Raw genomic sequence first — 14,835 nt, forward strand, 5'->3', positions numbered from 1 at the left:
ACCATGACCGATTCTTCCAACTCCACGCCGCCCTTTCCTGGCTTTCCCGGGTTCCCGCCCGCTGAAATGCTCGAACGCATGTGGGGCATGATGCGGCTGTCGCCGTTCGGCTCGGCTTTTTCGGGCGCGCAGCCGGCCGCTGGCGGCGGCCTCGGACCTTCGCTCTCGATGATGTCCGACATGATGGCGCCGCTCACCAACGTCGAAGAACTCGACAAGCGCATCACCGACATGCGGGCGGTCGAGCAATGGCTCAAGCTGAATCTGAGCATGCTGCAGTCCGCGATTCAGGCGCTCGAAGTGCAGCGCGCGACGCTCGCGACATTGCGCGCGTTCGGCGCGTTCGCGCAGACGTCGATGTCGCAGCCCGCAGCGGAGTCGGCCGCGCCGAGTCCGGCGCCCGCGAGAGGCTGGCCGCACCCGGCCGCGCCTGCCCCGGCGCCGGCTGCTGCGGCGAGCGCCGCTGCGTCGGCCGAGGAGCCGGCGGGTGGGGAAGAGGAGGCGCTGGCCACGCCGCCATTCGACGCGTCGGCGTGGTGGAATCTGCTGCAATCGCAGTTCAACCAGATCGCCCAGTTCGCGATGACGCAACCGCCGGCCGCCGGTGCGGGCGCCGAGCCGTCTGATTTTGCCCCGGACGATGCGGCCGCTTCTGCAGCCGGCGGCGAGCCGGCGGGCGACGCGCAGCAGACATCGGCGCGAAACGCGGACGCCGGGGAGGCAGAGGCCAAACGGCCGGCGGCGAAGCGGGCCCCGCCGGCCACGAAGCGCACGAGCGGCGCCAGTGCAAACGCCAGCCCGAAAGCCACGAAAAAGTCCGTTTAAAGGCAGAAATGAAACGCGTGGCGCGGCGCGGTCTTGAAGCGACACAGCAAGGCAAGTTGGCCGTCTGTCATGCTTTTGACCCCGATCGTTCGCCACACTGCGCAAATCGCACGATTTCTTGCGCACGGTCAGCCAGGCACCGGAATTGCGGCTGTTCCAGCGCGGGTTCAGTCAAGTCAGCATGCTATTATTATGTAAGCTTTATTTTGGCTTTTGGGCGCGCGCTGAAAATACCAATCCAGCCGCCCTTGCTCCATTCGCCGCCGGCAACACCGGCGCAGGGCTGGACGGTGCGGTTTTCATCGCAACTGGCTCGACCTCAGGCACAGGGTATCCCTCACCCACGGTTGGCCGCGCAGCGCGTAGCGTAGTTAGACGCGCGGGCGCAAACGCCTGGACTTCTTTGCCGTCAGGTGCATCTGGGCGGCCGATTACCGCGTAAAATTGAGTGCTTGGCCGGCAAACGGTGCACATTTAGGTGCGATCCGTTCGTCGTGGGCAAAAGTACTACACCGTAGTAGTGATAGACACACACAGTATGCGCAGAACAGGGGTGGGACTATGAACACCATGCTTTATCCGGAACTTTATAAATCGCTCGAATCCGTTCGATGGGACATGGAGAAAGACATTCCCTGGGACAAGTTCGATGCATCGCTATTGACCGACGAGCAGGCAGCGACGATCAAGATGAACGCGATCACCGAATGGTCGGCGTTGCCCGCCACGGAAATGTTTCTGCGTGACAACCATCACGACAGCGATTTCTCTGCGTTCATGAGCGTGTGGTTCTTCGAAGAGCAGAAACATTCGCTGGTGCTGATGGAATATCTGCGCCGCTTCAAACCGGAAATGTGCCCGACCGAAGAGGAACTGCACGCCGTGCGCTTCGAATTCGATCCGGCGCCGCCGCTCGAAACGCTGATGCTCCACTTCTGCGGCGAAATCCGCCTGAATCACTGGTATCGCCGTGCAGCCGAATGGCACACGGAGCCGGTCATCAAGCACATCTACGAAACCATCTCGCGCGACGAAGCGCGGCATGGCGGCGCGTATCTGCGCTACATGAAGAAGGCCATGGCGCAAACCGGCGACATCGCGCGGGCTGCGTTTGCGAAGATCGGTGTCCTGATGGCATCGGCTCGCCGCACGGAAAAACCGCTGCATCCCACCAACCTGCACGTGAACCAGGCGCTGTTCCCGCGCGACACGATTCAGTCGCGTCTACCGGATCCGGAATGGCTCGAACGCTGGCTCGACGAACAGATCCGCTTCGACGACGGCTGGGAAAAGAAGGTGGTCGAGCGCATTCTGCACAACCTGTCCATTCTGTTCGAGCGCACGTTCAATACGGCGCAGGAACTGAACCGCTACCGCAAGGAAGTGGTTCTGCGTCTGCAGGCCGATCAGAAGTCGGCTGAACAACCGGCCTGAGGGTCGCGAGCATGTGACTCGGTTTGCGCCGCCGCGCGCGCTGCGAACCGGTTTGAAAAAGAACGGCCTGACGCTCTTGTGTGCGCCAGGCCGTTTTGTTTCATGCGACCCATCGTGTATGGTGACGACACCTTCCTGTCCTTTCCAATTCCTTCATGGCTGCCATTTTCGAACGCAAGATTCTCACGCGCGATGCACTGGTGACGCTGCGTCCCTCGCTGAACGCGCCGGTTGTGTTTACCAACGGCGTGTTCGATATCCTGCATCGCGGACACGTGACGTATCTCGCCGATGCCAAGGCTTTGGGCGCTTGCCTGATCGTCGGCGTGAATAGCGATGCGTCGGTGCGCATGCTCGGCAAGGGCGACGACCGGCCCATCAACAACGAAGCCGATCGCATGGCCTTGCTGGCAGCGCTGGAGAGCGTCGACTACGTGGTGTGCTTCGGCGAGAAAACGCCCGTCGAGTTGATTTCGGCGGTGCGGCCGGACGTGCTCGTAAAAGGCGGCGACTACGACATGGACGTGTTGCCCGAGTCGGCCATCGTGCGAAGCTGGGGCGGTAAGGCTTTGGCCATTCCCTTCGAGCACGACCGCTCGACTACCGCACTACTGAAGAAGGTTCGTACGCAAGGCTAGTGGTGGCTGCGACGTGAGTCTCTCACCGGCCTCGCGACTTGCATCGCATACGCTGCAGGATTGCGAGCGACTTACTGCGAAAGCGCGGATGCCGCGATCGGTGCCATCGGCGCCGGGCCGCCCACCACGGCCTGATCGGCGGCTTCGGCCGCAGTGACGGGCTGCACCCTCAACCATTCCTGATGAACCTGGCGATTCAGATGGTTGGGCTCGCGTCCGCCGGCTGTGGGCGTCGGGCCGAACACGCCGCGCACCGCGACGAATGCCAGCATATTGGCAAGAAACAATATGGCGATCAGCCAGCGCAGCATTGTTGGTTTTCCCCGTCAAGAAGTTGAGCCGCCGTTATGCCGTTGGTCGCGATTCAGTTGCCGCGTTCCAAGGCGCGCTCGGCGGCAATCAGCGCAAGACCGGACAGCACGAGCGAATCGTGGCGAGTATGCGGCACTTTCAGTGCGCTCGCCACTTCGTCCACGGCGCCGCCGCTGACCACGAGCCGCACCGGCACCTGCCATTCATCCTGCAGATCGCGCCACATCCGCTCGACCAAGCCTGCTTGCGCCAGCGTGCAACCGGCGGACAACGAACGCGGCGTATCTGTCGCGAAGAACGGGCCGCTGCGTCCCGCAGCGGCGATGCTGCCGTCGAGCAGGCCGCGAGCTGCGTGGGCGTCGAGCGTCGGCAATTGCGCTGTGTGCTCGCCGAGCGAACGCATCATCAAGCTCCAGCCCGGCGCAATCAGACCGCCGACAAAGCAGCCGTCCGCGCGCAATGCCTCGAGCGTGGTCGCTGTGCCGAACGTCGCAATCAGCAGATGTTCGCCAAGGAATGCCGCGTGCGCGCCGATCATGCCGGCCCAGCGGTCGCTGCCGAGCGCCTGCGGCGTGGTGTAGCTGTTGGTCACACCGCATTGCTGCGCGCAAGCGCGGATCGTGGTGAGCGGCAACTGCGGCCAGCGCGCGTCGAGCGAAGCGGCAATCCGCGCCGCGACATTTTCGCCCGCGACATTGGACAACCATGCGCGGCAGGGCGTCGGCAAATCCGACCAGTCCGGCTGATCCGCGCCGCTGTGGGGCAGGGCGCCGGCCGCGATCTGCGAACCGTCCGCCGTGACCAGCGCCCACTTGATACGGCTATTGCCCGCGTCGATCAGTAAATCAGGCGCGCCGCTCGTCATGCGGCACCGTCGGCCAGACGCAGCGAGACGTCGCCGGTCGCGACGGTCTCGCGGCCGGTGGCGGTGTCGAGCAGCAACTGGCCGCGCTCGTCGACGCCCGCCGCCACGCCGCGCATCTGTTCCTGGCCTTGTTCCAGCAACACCACTTCGCGGCCTGCGTAGGCGTGCACCGCGTTCCAGCGCGCCTGGAACGGCGCGAAACCTTCAGCGCCGAAGCGCTGCAAGGCCGGTTCGAGCGCGTTCAGCTCGGCGGCGAGCGTGTCGGTAAGGTTGGCGTTGGGCAGCGCGCGCTGCAAGGCGGTCGGCGCGGTGCCGCGCGCCTGCGGCGGCACGCCGGCGTTCAGCGCGCCGACTTTGGCCGCGAGTTCGTCCGCGCCCTTCACGTTGGTGCCGATGCCGATCACCACCGCGCTGGCGTCGTCGGTGCTCCACGCCGTTTCGATCAGGATGCCGGCCAGTTTGTCGCCTTCGAGCAGGACGTCGTTCGGCCACTTCAGCGCGATCTGGCCGGGACCGGCGACCGGCAGCGCGCGTAGCCCGTCGACCAAGGCGACGCCCACCGCGAGACTCAGACCCGCGAGCCCTTCAAGCGGACGCGGCAGCACGCATGCCACCGAAAACAGCAGCGCATTGCCCGGCTCCGCATACCACGGACGGCCACGGCGGCCGCGCCCGGCGGTTTGCAGATACGCGACCCGCACGATCGGCCGCGGCAGCGCGCCGGGCTTGCGCGGCAGCGCTTTGACGCGCGTCATCAGGTCGGCGTTGGTCGAGCCGGTTTCCTCGACGATTTCGATCGGCCAGTCGTGCGCGTGCGGGCCGAACAGCGCGACGGCGCGCTCGCGGTCGATGCGCCAGTCGCCTTGAGGGGGAGTCTTGGACGTGTTCATGATTCATATTGTAGCGACAGCCAACCCGTTGAGCCCGCGCGCACGGTTCCCGCGCCGCGCCTTCGTTACAATGGCCGCTAATCCGATAACCAGATTCAACGATCCTTGAACTACGACACTCCGCCCGGCCTCGAAGTCGCGGCCGGCAGCCAAGGCAAGATCGTCCGGCTCTCGGGCCAGTGGACGGCGCTCGCGCTCGCGCGCGACAGGGCCACTGGGCACGTGATCCCTCTGTTGCGGTCGCTGGTCGGCGCCGAAGGCATCGGTCAATGGGACCTGTCGCGGATCGACCGGATGGACCACGTCGGCGGCCAGGCGCTGTGGCGCGTGTGGGGCCACAAGATGCCCCCGGACACCACGCTGACCGACACGCAGCGCGATATTTTCGAACGCATCGCCTTGCTCGACACCGTGCGCGAAAAGGCCGAGCCGGTGATCAGGTTCGATCCGCTCACGCGGCTCGGGCTCGCGATTTTCTCGTTCTTCGAGCATCTGTACGGCGGCGTGGCGATGCTCGGGCGCGTCGTTCTCGACCTGCTGGCGATCGCGCGCAAACCGAAAATCACGCCGTGGACCGAGATCTCCGCGAACATCTATAACGCGGGCACCAAAGCCCTGCCGATCACCGCGCTGGTCGCGTTCCTGATCGGCATCGTGCTCAGTTATCTGTCCGCGCAGCAGCTGCGGCTTTTTGGCGCAAACCAGTACATCGTCAATATCCTTGGGCTCTCGGTGATTCGCGAACTCGGGCCGGTGCTCGCTGCGATTCTGGTGGCTGGCCGCTCGGGTTCGGCGATCACCGCGCAGATCGGCGTGATGCGCGTGACCGAGGAACTCGACGCCATGCGCGTGATGGGCATCCCGCACGGCCTGCGGCTGATCTTGCCGCGCGTGGTCGCGCTCGGCGTGGCGATGCCGCTGCTCGTCATGTGGACCAACATCATCGCGCTGACGGGCGGCGCACTCGCGGCGAAGATCGCGCTCGGCATCGACATGAGCTATTTCGCGCGGGCTTTGCCGGGCGTGGTGCCGGTCGCAAATCTGTGGATCGGCCTGGGCAAGGGCGTCGCGTTCGGCATGCTGATCGCGATCGTCGGCTGTCATTTCGGTTTCCGTATCAAGGCCAATTCGCAGAGTCTCGGCGAAGGCACGACGACCTCGGTGGTGACCTCGATTACCATCGTGATTCTCGCGGACGCCGTGTTCGCGATCCTCTTCCAGAACGTGGGGCTCGGATGATCGCGCCACTCACTCAGGCCGTGCGCGGCCAACCCGTACCCTCGATCGCCGAGCCGGTGATCGAAGTGATCGACGTGACCAAGCGCTACGGGCGCAACATCGTGCACCGGCATCTGAATCTGGACGTGCGGCGCGGCGAGATCGTGTCGATCGTCGGCGGCTCGGGTTCCGGCAAGACCACGCTGGTGCGGCAGATTCTCGGGCTGGAGCGTCCTTCGTCGGGCACCATCAAGCTGTTCGGCGAGGATCTCGCGACCATTTCGCCTGAAACCGCGCTGCTGATGCGCAGCCGCTCCGGCATGCTGTTTCAGCGCGGCGCGCTGTTCTCGTCGCTGTCGGTGTTCGACAACATTGCGCAGCCAGTGCGTGAACTCGGCCAGGTGCCCGAAGATCTGTTGCGCGACATCGTGATGCTCAAGCTGGAGATGGTCGGCCTGCCGTGCAAGCACGCATCGAAAATGCCGTCGGCGCTGTCGGGCGGCATGATCAAACGCGTGGGCATTGCGCGCGCGATCGCGCTCGAACCCGAACTGCTGTTTCTCGACGAACCGACCGCCGGGCTCGATCCGCAGGCGTCGGATGAATTCGTCGAGCTGATCTCGGCGCTGCATCGCGCGCTCGGCTTGACGGTGGTGATGGTCACGCACGATCTCGACACGATGATCGCGTTGTCCACCCGCGTCGCCGTGCTGGCGGATCGCAAGGTGCTGGTCGCCGCGCCGGTCGAGGAGGCCGCGGGCGTCGATCATCCTTTCATCCGCGAATATTTCCTCGGCCTGCGCGGGCGCCGCGCGTTGCAGGCGCTGCCGCCGGAGCGCCGCGCGAAGCTGCCGCGGGCGGCGCTCGAGCCGGCATCGTCCGAATTGCCGCTGTGAACCAGGGAACCTGACAATGGAAAACAAATCACATGCCTTCTGGGCCGGGCTCTTCACGATCGTTTTGCTGGTGGCTATCGCGCTGGCGGGTTTTTTGTTCAATGTCGACCGTTCCGTGCGGGTGCCGTACGATCTGATCGCGCGCACCAACGTGACGGGCCTGTTCACCGACGCCGCCGTGCGTTATCGCGGGCTCGACGTCGGCAAGGTGCAGTCCATCAAGTTCGATCCGGCTCATCCGGGGCAAATTCTGATTCGCATCCTCGTCGATACGCACGCGCCGATTACCCATTCGACGTTCGGCAGCCTGGGTTTTCAGGGCGTCACGGGTATCGCCTTTATCCAGCTGGATGACAATGGGCGCGATCCGACGCCGCTGGCGTCGTCGCCCAAACAGGTGGCGCAGCTGCCGATGCGCCCCGGCTTGCTCGATCAATTGCAGCAACGCGGCGACGTGCTGCTGCGCAAACTCGAAAAAGTCACGGACGATGTCGACCGTTTGCTGTCGCCGGAAATGGCCGCGCAGTTGCAAGGAACGGCCGCAAGCCTGCAGCAAGCCGCCGACGGCGTGGCCACGCTGACGCAGAAAATAGCGCCGGCCGCCGGGATGCTGCCCGGCACGATCAACCAGCTGGATCGCACGCTGGCGTCGACCAATCAGTTGATCACCAGCCTGAACCGGCCGAACGGCCCGTTCGAGACCAATCTGAACAAGGTCGGCACGGCCGCGCAGCAGGCCGGCGACGCGCTGGTGTCGATCAACGGCGCCGTGCAGGAACTGTCGTCGCGGGTCGGCTACGACACCTTGCCGCGCGTCAATTCGCTCGCTGAAGACGTGCGCTCCGCGGCCCGCTCGGTGGACCGCGCCGCCGATACGTTCAGCACCAGCCCGCGCAGCGTGCTGTTCGGCGCGCCGGGTGCGGCGCCCGGCCCCGGCGAAGCGGGCTTCAAATGGCCCGCCGCGCGCGCTGCGCAATGAGTTGTAGCAATGAAGTTGAAGCAATGATTTTGAAGGTTTGAAGAAAGGAAGATTGTCATGTCACGCTCGATTCACCGATTTTTGCCCACGAGCGCCGCGCTGGCGGTGCTGCTCGCATTCGGCGTGCTCGCCGCGGGCTGCGCCGGCACACCGGCAGCGCTCTCTGACATCCGCTACGACTTCGGGCCGCCGAGTCCGGCAGCGTCCGCCGGCACGTCGCCGGCCGTGAAGGTGCTCGATGTGAGCGCGCCCGATGTGCTCGAGTCGGACAAGCTGATGTACCGCCTGAGTTACGCCGACGCGCAGCAGACCGCCGCGTACGCGAACAGCCACTGGACCATGACGCCTTCGCAATTGCTGACCCAGCGTCTGCGTGGCGCGCTCAGTTCGCGCGGCACGGTGCTGACGGGCGCCGACGGCGTCGCCGCGCCGGTGCTGAAGGTCGATCTGAGCGAGTTCGAACAGGTCTTCGACAGCCAGTCCGAAAGTCACGCCGCGGTCACCGCGCGCGCCACGCTCACGCAAAGCGGCAAGGTGCTCAGCCAGCGCACGTTCATCGCGCGGGCGCCGTCCAGGTCGGCGGACGCCGCCGGCGGCGCGCAGGCGCTCGCCACCGCCAGCGACGATCTCGTCTCGCAGATTGGCGCATGGCTCGGCGTGCAGGCGCTGGTCGCCGCGCAATGACCGGCTCGCAGCGCACATCGCGGAGCGCTGCATGAGCGTGAAACCCTGGGCGCGCCGTCCGTCGGTGCTCGCCCGCCAGGCGCTGGTGCTGTATACCGCGTTGATCGTCTACGGTTCCTGGTATCCGTTTTCGGGCTGGCGTTCGCTCGGCCTCGCTCCGTTTGCCTATCTGTCCGATCCCATGCCGCAGTACCTGACGGCCTTTGACGTCGTCACGAACGTGCTCGGCTATATGCCGTTCGGCGCGCTGGTGGTGCTCGCGGCCTATCCGCGCTGGCGCGGCACGCTCGCCGTTGCGTTCGCCTTCGTGCTCGGCGGACTGCTCTCCGGCGTGATGGAAGCCGTGCAAACCTATCTGCCGACACGCGTCGCCTCCAACCTGGATCTCGCCGCCAATGCGCTCGGTGCGCTGCTCGGCGCGGCGATCATGTCGCCGGCGACGGGCGCGCTGCTCGATCGCGGCTTGCTGCGGCGCGCGCGGCTTCTGTGGTTCGAGCGAGATCGAGCCGCGCTCGCGTGTCTGATCGTGGCGTGGCCGTTCGCGACGATGTATCCGGCGCCGCGCCTGTTCGGTCTCGGCAACTGGCCGCGCGCGCTCTGGCTGCGTTTCGATTCGACCACGCAAGACGCCTTGCTCGCGTGGACGCCACCTGGCTGGCACGTCGGCGCCTGGCCGGCGCTCGTCGCCGCCTGGATGCCCGACGATGTGTGGGAAGCCGTCATCACCACGCTCAACCTGTTCGCCGCGCTCGCGCTGGCCTCGTTGCCGGCGCGCCGACATGCGCCGCGCGTGCGCCTGCTGCTGCTGTTTATCGTGGTGACCTTGTGCGTGAAAGCGGGCGCGACGTTTCTGCAGTCGCAGTCCGGCCTCGCGTTCGACTGGGCGACGCCCGGCGCGTTCGCGGGTCTTGTGTGCGGGACCGCCGCGGCACTCCTCACGTTGCGTCTGCAGCGCCGATCGCGCGCGGCGCTGGCGGGCGTCGCGCTGACTATCGCGCTGGTGTTCGTCAACCTGCTGCCGGTCAACCCGTATTTCGATGCCGTGCTCGCCGACTGGCGGCAAGGGCGTTATCTGCACTTCAACGGACTGGCCCACTGGCTCGCGTGGATCTGGCCGTACGCGGCGCTCGTGTGGCTGGCGTATGTGGTGGAACAGGCGTGGCTCAAGCGGCGCATGAAACACGCGTGAAGGTGTGCGGCACGCAGGGCGGGCGTGGACAGCATCGGCGACCGCCAGCCTCGCTCGTTATAATCGTTCGCACAACAGGCGCGCCGCCGTGCATCCAGCGCCATTCCCCACACTGACAGTCTCGCCCCCGGACATCATGGACTCCTTCTACAAGTACCACGTCTTCTTCTGTCTCAATCAGCGCGACCCCGGCGCCGAGCGCCCGAGCTGCGCGAACTGCAATGCGCAGGAGATGCAGGAGTACGCCAAAAAACGCGTAAAGAAGCTCGGTCTCGCAGGCCCGGGTCAGGTGCGCATCAACAAGGCCGGGTGCCTCGACCGCTGCGAACTCGGCCCGACGCTCGTCGTGTATCCGGAAGGCATCTGGTACACGTACGTCGATGAGAGCGACATCGACGAAATCGTCGACTCGCACCTCGCCAACGGCAAGATCGTCGAGCGTCTGAAAATCGATCAATAAGTCTCGCCATGAACGTACACACCAAAAAATATCTGATTGACGGCCCGGTCGGCAAGATCGAGGTTGCGCTGGATCTGCCCGACGACACGCGCGAAAACGGCGCCGCGCCGCGCGGCATCGCGCTGGTCGCGCATCCGCATCCGCTGTTCGGCGGCACGATGGACAACAAGGTCGCGCAGACGCTCGCACGCACACTCGTGCAGTTGAACTACGTGACGTATCGCTCGAATTTTCGCGGCGTCGGCGAAACGCAAGGCGAACATGACGCAGGCATCGGCGAGCGCGACGACTTGCGCGCCGTGCTCGATCACATGCGCGCCGAACCGGGCCAAGGCGATCTGCCCCTCGTGCTGGCGGGTTTTTCGTTCGGGACCTTCGTGTTGTCGCACGTGGCCGCGCAGTTGCGCGAAGAAGGTCAGGAGATCGAGCGAATGGTGCTGGTCGGCACGGCGGCGAGCCGCTGGGAAGTCGCCCCGGTGCCGGAAAACACGCTGGTGATTCACGGCGAAACCGATGAGACGGTTCCCATTCAATCCGTTTACGACTGGGCGCGGCCGCAGGAATTGCCGGTTGTCGTGATTCCGGGCGCGGAGCATTTTCTGCATCGCAAGCTGCACGTGCTGAAGCGGATCATCGTCGACGCATGGCGGTAAGCGGCGCGCGATGTGTGTTTTCCGGGGTACAGGTACGCACAAACGCAAATTAATCGCCAGCCTTTGCGCAAAGTAACGGGGAGAGCGCGCGTATAATGGCGACTCTTTTTTGGGCGCAGCGCCGCCCATCCGGCAGTTCGCGCGACGCGTAGCGTCTTTTTCGCGCGCAGCGGTGGCGGATGCGGGCGTGCTGCGCGAACCGATCGCGTGGCCGGAAGTCCAATGGGCGCCGCGCCGTTTTTATGGCCAGACGCTCGCCGACCGGCTCTTCCAAACTCTGCGCCCTGCGCGCGATGTATTTTTCTGCACGAATCGACCCTATGCGTTTCTCCACCTCCGGCCGCACGTCATTCCCTTCCCTTGCTTCCTTCGTTCCTTCTACGCTTAGCCGTGCCGTGACCCTCGGCGTGGTGCTGCCGGCCACGCTCGTCGCCAGCACCGCGTTCGCGCAAGTGCCGCCGCCGGCCGTGAATGCGCGCTCGTGGGTGCTCGTCGACGCGACCAGCAACCAGGTGCTCGCCTCGGGCAATCCGGACGAGCGCGTCGAACCGGCGTCGCTGACCAAGCTGATGACGGCATACCTCGTCTTCGAAGCACTGCAGACGAAGAAGATCAACATGGACCAGACGGTCATGCCGAGCGAAGCGGTGCGCCGCGTGCGCACGGACGAATCGCGCATGTTCATCGAAGCCAACAAGCCGGTGACCGTGCACGATCTCGTGTACGGCATGATCATCCAGTCGGGTAACGACGCGGCGATCGCGCTGGCCGAACTTGTAGGCGGCAGCGAGTCGCAGTTCGTCAACATGATGAACAACGAAGCGCAGAAGCTCGGCATGAAGAACACGCATTTCGCCGACGTGAACGGTATGCCCGATCCGCAGCACTACACCACGGCGGGCGACCTCGCGGTGCTGTCGGCGCGTCTGATTCGCGACTTCCCTGACTACTACAACATCTTCTCGGTCAAGGAATTCACGTACAACAAGATCAAGCAGCCGAACCGCAACCGCCTGCTGTGGATCGACCCGACCGTCGACGGTCTGAAGACCGGTCACACGCAAGCCGCCGGTTACTGCCTGATCGCGAGCGCGAAGCGTTCGCTGCCGGGCGCGACCGACGCGTCACGCCGTCTCGTCTCGGTCATGATGGGCGAGACCAAGGAACACGACCGCGTGCAGGACAGCCTGAAGATGCTGAACTACGGCTACAGCGCCTACGACACAGTGCGTCTGTACAAGGCGAATCAGGTGGTGGGCACGCCGCGCGTCTACAAGGGTGCGCAGGACACCGTGCAGATCGGCGTGAAGAGCGATCAGTACATCACCGTGCCGAAGGGCATGGGCGACAAGGTGAAACCGCAGATCGAGCAGATCGATCCGCTGATCGCACCGATCGCGAATGGTCAGCAGGTCGGTACGGCGAAGCTGGTGGCCGACGGCAAGGTCCTTGCGCAGTTCCCGATCGTGGCGTTGCAGGCTGTGCCGCAAGCCGGTGTGGTCGGCCGCGTGTGGGATTCGCTGATGCTCATGTTCAACAAGAAGAAGTAAGAGCCTGATTGCAATGACCGCTGTTTCCGATGTTTCGCCCGATCCGATTGTCTATCTGAACGGCGAGCTGGTGCCGTTGTCCGAAGCGCGCGTGCCGGTTCTCGACCGCGGCTTTATTTTCGGCGACGGCATTTACGAAGTTGCGCCGCTCTACGCCCATCCCGCGCATGCGGGCGGCCGTACGCCGTTCCGTTTCCAGCAGCACCTGGCGCGCCTCGCGCGCTCGGTGGACAAGATCGGCATCGTCAATCCTTTCGACGACGCCGGCTGGCGCGCGCTGATCGAGCGCGTGGTCGCGGCGAACGAGGCGGACGGCGGTTTGCGTGCGGATCAGGACGCGATTGCCTATATTCAGGTCACGCGCGGTGTCGCCAAACGCGGTCATGCGTTTCCGGCCGGCATCCAGCCGACTGTATTCGTGATGGTCACGCCGCTGAACCTGCCGGACGCGGCGCAGCGCGCAGAAGGCGTGCGTTGCGTGACGGCTGAAGATCGCCGCTGGCTCAATTGCGACATCAAGTCCGTGTCGCTGCTCGGCAACGTGCTGATGGCGCAATATGCCGCGCAGAACGATGCGTTCGAGACGATCCAGTTTCGCGACGGCATGCTGACCGAAGGGTCGTCGTCGAATGTGTGGATGGTGAAGGACGGCGTGTTGGCCGCGCCGCCGCGCAGCCACAAGATTCTCGAAGGGATTCGCTACGGCCTGATCGAGGAACTGACGAGCGAGTGCGGCATCCGTTTCGAAGCGCGCGAGATCACCGAGGCCGAACTGCGCGCGGCTGACGAGATCATCGTCAGTTCGGCAACCAAGGAAGTGCTGCCGGTCACGCAACTCGATGGCCGGCCGGTCGGCGAGGGCAAGCCGGGTGCCGTCTTTGCGGCGCTGTACGCGGCGTATCAGCGAGCCAAGGCCCAGCAAGCGCGCGAGGCGCAGCAAGGAGTAGAGAATGAGTTCCGTGAACGAGTCACTGTTTGAGTTTCCTTGCGATTTCCCGATCAAGATCATGGGCAAATCGCACCCCGAGTTCGCCGAGACGATCGTCACGGTGGTGCGGCAGTTCGACAACGAAGTCGACGCCTCGCGTGTCGAAACGCGTCCGTCCAGCGGTGGCAATTACACGGGCCTGACGGTCACGGTGCGCGCCACGAGCCGTGAGCAGCTCGATGATATCTATCGCGCGCTCACCGGCCATCCGATGGTCAAAGTGGTGCTTTAAGCCCTTCGTTTACGTGTTACGGCGTGACGCGCAATGCGTTCGCCGATCGATCGGCGCTTGCTGCGGGTCGTAGTTCGCACGCCCGGTCGAAAAGCTGCTTGAAGCGTCCCACCTCCTCGAATACCCAGTCGCGAAACGCTTTCACACGGGCGGTTTCGAGCATCTGCGGCGTGCAGATGAAGTAGTACTGCCATGGGCTCGGCCCATCCACATCGAAAAGCCGCACGAGGCGGCCTGCCGCGATTTCGGGCATGGCCAGCGAGCGGCGCGTGAGCGCGACACCCTGACCGTCGATGGCGGCCTGCAGAAGATTCGACGAATCCTGGTACAGCACGCCGCGCTTCGGCTCAGGCCACTCGGTGAGGCCGGCGGCGTCGAACCAGGGGCGCCAGAGTTCGTCGTCGGAACGCAGCAGGGTGACTTTGGCCAGATCGGCCGGGGTTTGGGGCAGCTTGCCGCCGTTGAAATTCGGCGCGCAGGCGGGAAAGAAAATCTCCTCCAGCAACAACTCCGAATGCAGACCCGGATATTTGCCGAAGCCGAAACGGATCGCCACGTCGACGTCGTCCCGCGCGAAGTCCGTGAGCGCGTTGGTAGACAGCAGCTCGAGGTCCCACTGCGGATGCGCCTCGATAAAACTGCCGACGCGCGGCGTCACCCAGCGCGCCGCAAATGACGACAGCATCGACACCACGAGGCGCCGCTCGCGATCGCCGGCGCGGATTTCGCGGGTGGCGTCGGCGAGCGCCATGAGGGCAGAGCGCACGTGCGTGGCGTAGCGCCGGCCGGTCTCGGTGAGCCGCACGCGTTTGCCGTCGCGCGCGAACAGCGAGACGCCGAGGTCGGCTTCGAGCGCGCGGATCTGGTGGCTGACGGCGCCGTGGGTGACGAAGAGCTCGTCGGCTGCGCGCGAAAAGCTTTCGTGGCGGGCGGCGGCCTCGAATGCCTTGATCGCGTTCAGGGCGGGCAATTGCCGAAGGTCCATGGCAATATTTCTCACATAGAGGTGAAAATAGATCGTT

General features: G+C 64.8%; 17 protein-coding genes. 13 read left to right on the forward strand and 4 right to left on the reverse strand.

Annotated elements, in window-relative coordinates:
• The first annotated feature begins 3 nt into the window (after positions 1-3).
• The 3 genes from BPHYT_RS02350 (at position 4) to rfaE2 (ending at position 2,897) form a co-directional block, all read left to right on the forward strand.
• Positions 4-825, forward strand: a complete 822-nt coding sequence (locus tag BPHYT_RS02350) for a PhaM family polyhydroxyalkanoate granule multifunctional regulatory protein (RefSeq protein ID WP_012431552.1) — start codon at positions 4-6, stop codon at positions 823-825.
• A 561-nt stretch (positions 826-1,386) separates the two neighbouring features.
• Positions 1,387-2,259 carry a ferritin family protein gene (locus BPHYT_RS02355; protein ID WP_012431553.1) on the forward strand — a complete coding sequence of 291 codons (873 nt, stop codon included), beginning with the start codon at positions 1,387-1,389 and terminating at the stop codon, positions 2,257-2,259.
• Between the two features lie 155 nt (positions 2,260-2,414).
• Positions 2,415-2,897 carry a D-glycero-beta-D-manno-heptose 1-phosphate adenylyltransferase gene (rfaE2, locus tag BPHYT_RS02360; protein ID WP_012431554.1) on the forward strand — a complete coding sequence of 161 codons (483 nt, stop codon included), beginning with the start codon at positions 2,415-2,417 and terminating at the stop codon, positions 2,895-2,897.
• 71 nt (positions 2,898-2,968) lie between these two features.
• On the opposite strand, the gene BPHYT_RS02365 is transcribed toward rfaE2, so the two are convergent.
• From BPHYT_RS02365 to BPHYT_RS02375, 3 genes are read right to left on the reverse strand one after another with little or no spacing between them, the layout of a single operon-like run.
• On the reverse strand, positions 2,969-3,208 hold the full coding sequence (locus tag BPHYT_RS02365; protein WP_012431555.1) for a hypothetical protein: 240 nt from the start codon (positions 3,206-3,208) through the stop codon (positions 2,969-2,971).
• Between the two features lie 53 nt (positions 3,209-3,261).
• Positions 3,262-4,074 (reverse strand): type III pantothenate kinase, encoded by an 813-nt coding sequence (locus BPHYT_RS02370; protein WP_012431556.1) that lies wholly within the window; start codon positions 4,072-4,074, stop codon positions 3,262-3,264.
• The gene (locus BPHYT_RS02375) at positions 4,071-4,964 is read right to left on the reverse strand and encodes a biotin--[acetyl-CoA-carboxylase] ligase (RefSeq protein WP_012431557.1); all 894 of its coding nucleotides are present in this window, start codon (positions 4,962-4,964) and stop codon (positions 4,071-4,073) included. Before BPHYT_RS02375 ends, BPHYT_RS02370 begins: the two co-directional genes overlap by 4 nt.
• A 105-nt stretch (positions 4,965-5,069) precedes the next feature.
• Here BPHYT_RS02375 and BPHYT_RS02380 point away from each other — a divergent pair, with 105 nt between their 5' ends.
• From BPHYT_RS02380 to BPHYT_RS02425, 10 genes are all read left to right on the forward strand, one after another.
• Positions 5,070-6,203, forward strand: coding sequence for an MlaE family ABC transporter permease (locus BPHYT_RS02380; RefSeq protein WP_012431558.1), 1,134 nt, complete (start codon positions 5,070-5,072; stop codon positions 6,201-6,203).
• The gene (locus tag BPHYT_RS02385; protein WP_012431559.1) at positions 6,200-7,078 is read left to right on the forward strand and encodes an ABC transporter ATP-binding protein; all 879 of its coding nucleotides are present in this window, start codon (positions 6,200-6,202) and stop codon (positions 7,076-7,078) included. The genes BPHYT_RS02380 and BPHYT_RS02385 overlap by 4 nt, the downstream gene beginning before the upstream one ends.
• A gap of 16 nt (positions 7,079-7,094) precedes the next feature.
• On the forward strand, positions 7,095-8,057 hold the full coding sequence (locus BPHYT_RS02390) for an MlaD family protein (RefSeq protein WP_012431560.1): 963 nt from the start codon (positions 7,095-7,097) through the stop codon (positions 8,055-8,057).
• Positions 8,058-8,114: 57 nt separating this feature from the next.
• Entirely contained in the window at positions 8,115-8,741 is a 627-nt protein-coding gene (locus BPHYT_RS02395) for an ABC-type transport auxiliary lipoprotein family protein (protein WP_012431561.1), read from the forward strand.
• Between the two features lie 31 nt (positions 8,742-8,772).
• A complete protein-coding gene (locus BPHYT_RS02400) occupies positions 8,773-9,930 on the forward strand; it encodes a VanZ family protein (protein ID WP_012431562.1) in 1,158 nt (385 codons plus the stop codon).
• A gap of 136 nt (positions 9,931-10,066) precedes the next feature.
• Positions 10,067-10,390, forward strand: coding sequence for a (2Fe-2S) ferredoxin domain-containing protein (locus BPHYT_RS02405; protein ID WP_012431563.1), 324 nt, complete (start codon positions 10,067-10,069; stop codon positions 10,388-10,390).
• 8 nt (positions 10,391-10,398) lie between these two features.
• Positions 10,399-11,043: an alpha/beta hydrolase gene (locus tag BPHYT_RS02410; protein ID WP_012431564.1), complete on the forward strand. Its 645-nt coding sequence runs from the start codon at positions 10,399-10,401 to the stop codon at positions 11,041-11,043.
• Between the two features lie 320 nt (positions 11,044-11,363).
• Positions 11,364-12,593 (forward strand): D-alanyl-D-alanine carboxypeptidase family protein, encoded by a 1,230-nt coding sequence (locus BPHYT_RS02415; protein ID WP_012431565.1) that lies wholly within the window; start codon positions 11,364-11,366, stop codon positions 12,591-12,593.
• A 13-nt stretch (positions 12,594-12,606) separates the two neighbouring features.
• Entirely contained in the window at positions 12,607-13,572 is a 966-nt protein-coding gene (locus tag BPHYT_RS02420; RefSeq protein WP_012431566.1) for a D-amino acid aminotransferase, read from the forward strand.
• The gene (locus tag BPHYT_RS02425; protein ID WP_012431567.1) at positions 13,544-13,813 is read left to right on the forward strand and encodes a DUF493 family protein; all 270 of its coding nucleotides are present in this window, start codon (positions 13,544-13,546) and stop codon (positions 13,811-13,813) included. The genes BPHYT_RS02420 and BPHYT_RS02425 overlap by 29 nt, the downstream gene beginning before the upstream one ends.
• A 16-nt stretch (positions 13,814-13,829) precedes the next feature.
• Here BPHYT_RS02425 and BPHYT_RS02430 read toward each other — a convergent pair whose 3' ends face one another.
• Positions 13,830-14,798: a transcriptional regulator GcvA gene (locus tag BPHYT_RS02430; protein ID WP_012431568.1), complete on the reverse strand. Its 969-nt coding sequence runs from the start codon at positions 14,796-14,798 to the stop codon at positions 13,830-13,832.
• Positions 14,799-14,835 lie beyond the last annotated feature (37 nt).

This window comes from Paraburkholderia phytofirmans PsJN, from assembly GCF_000020125.1.
In the GTDB taxonomy this organism is placed as follows: domain Bacteria; phylum Pseudomonadota; class Gammaproteobacteria; order Burkholderiales; family Burkholderiaceae; genus Paraburkholderia; species Paraburkholderia phytofirmans.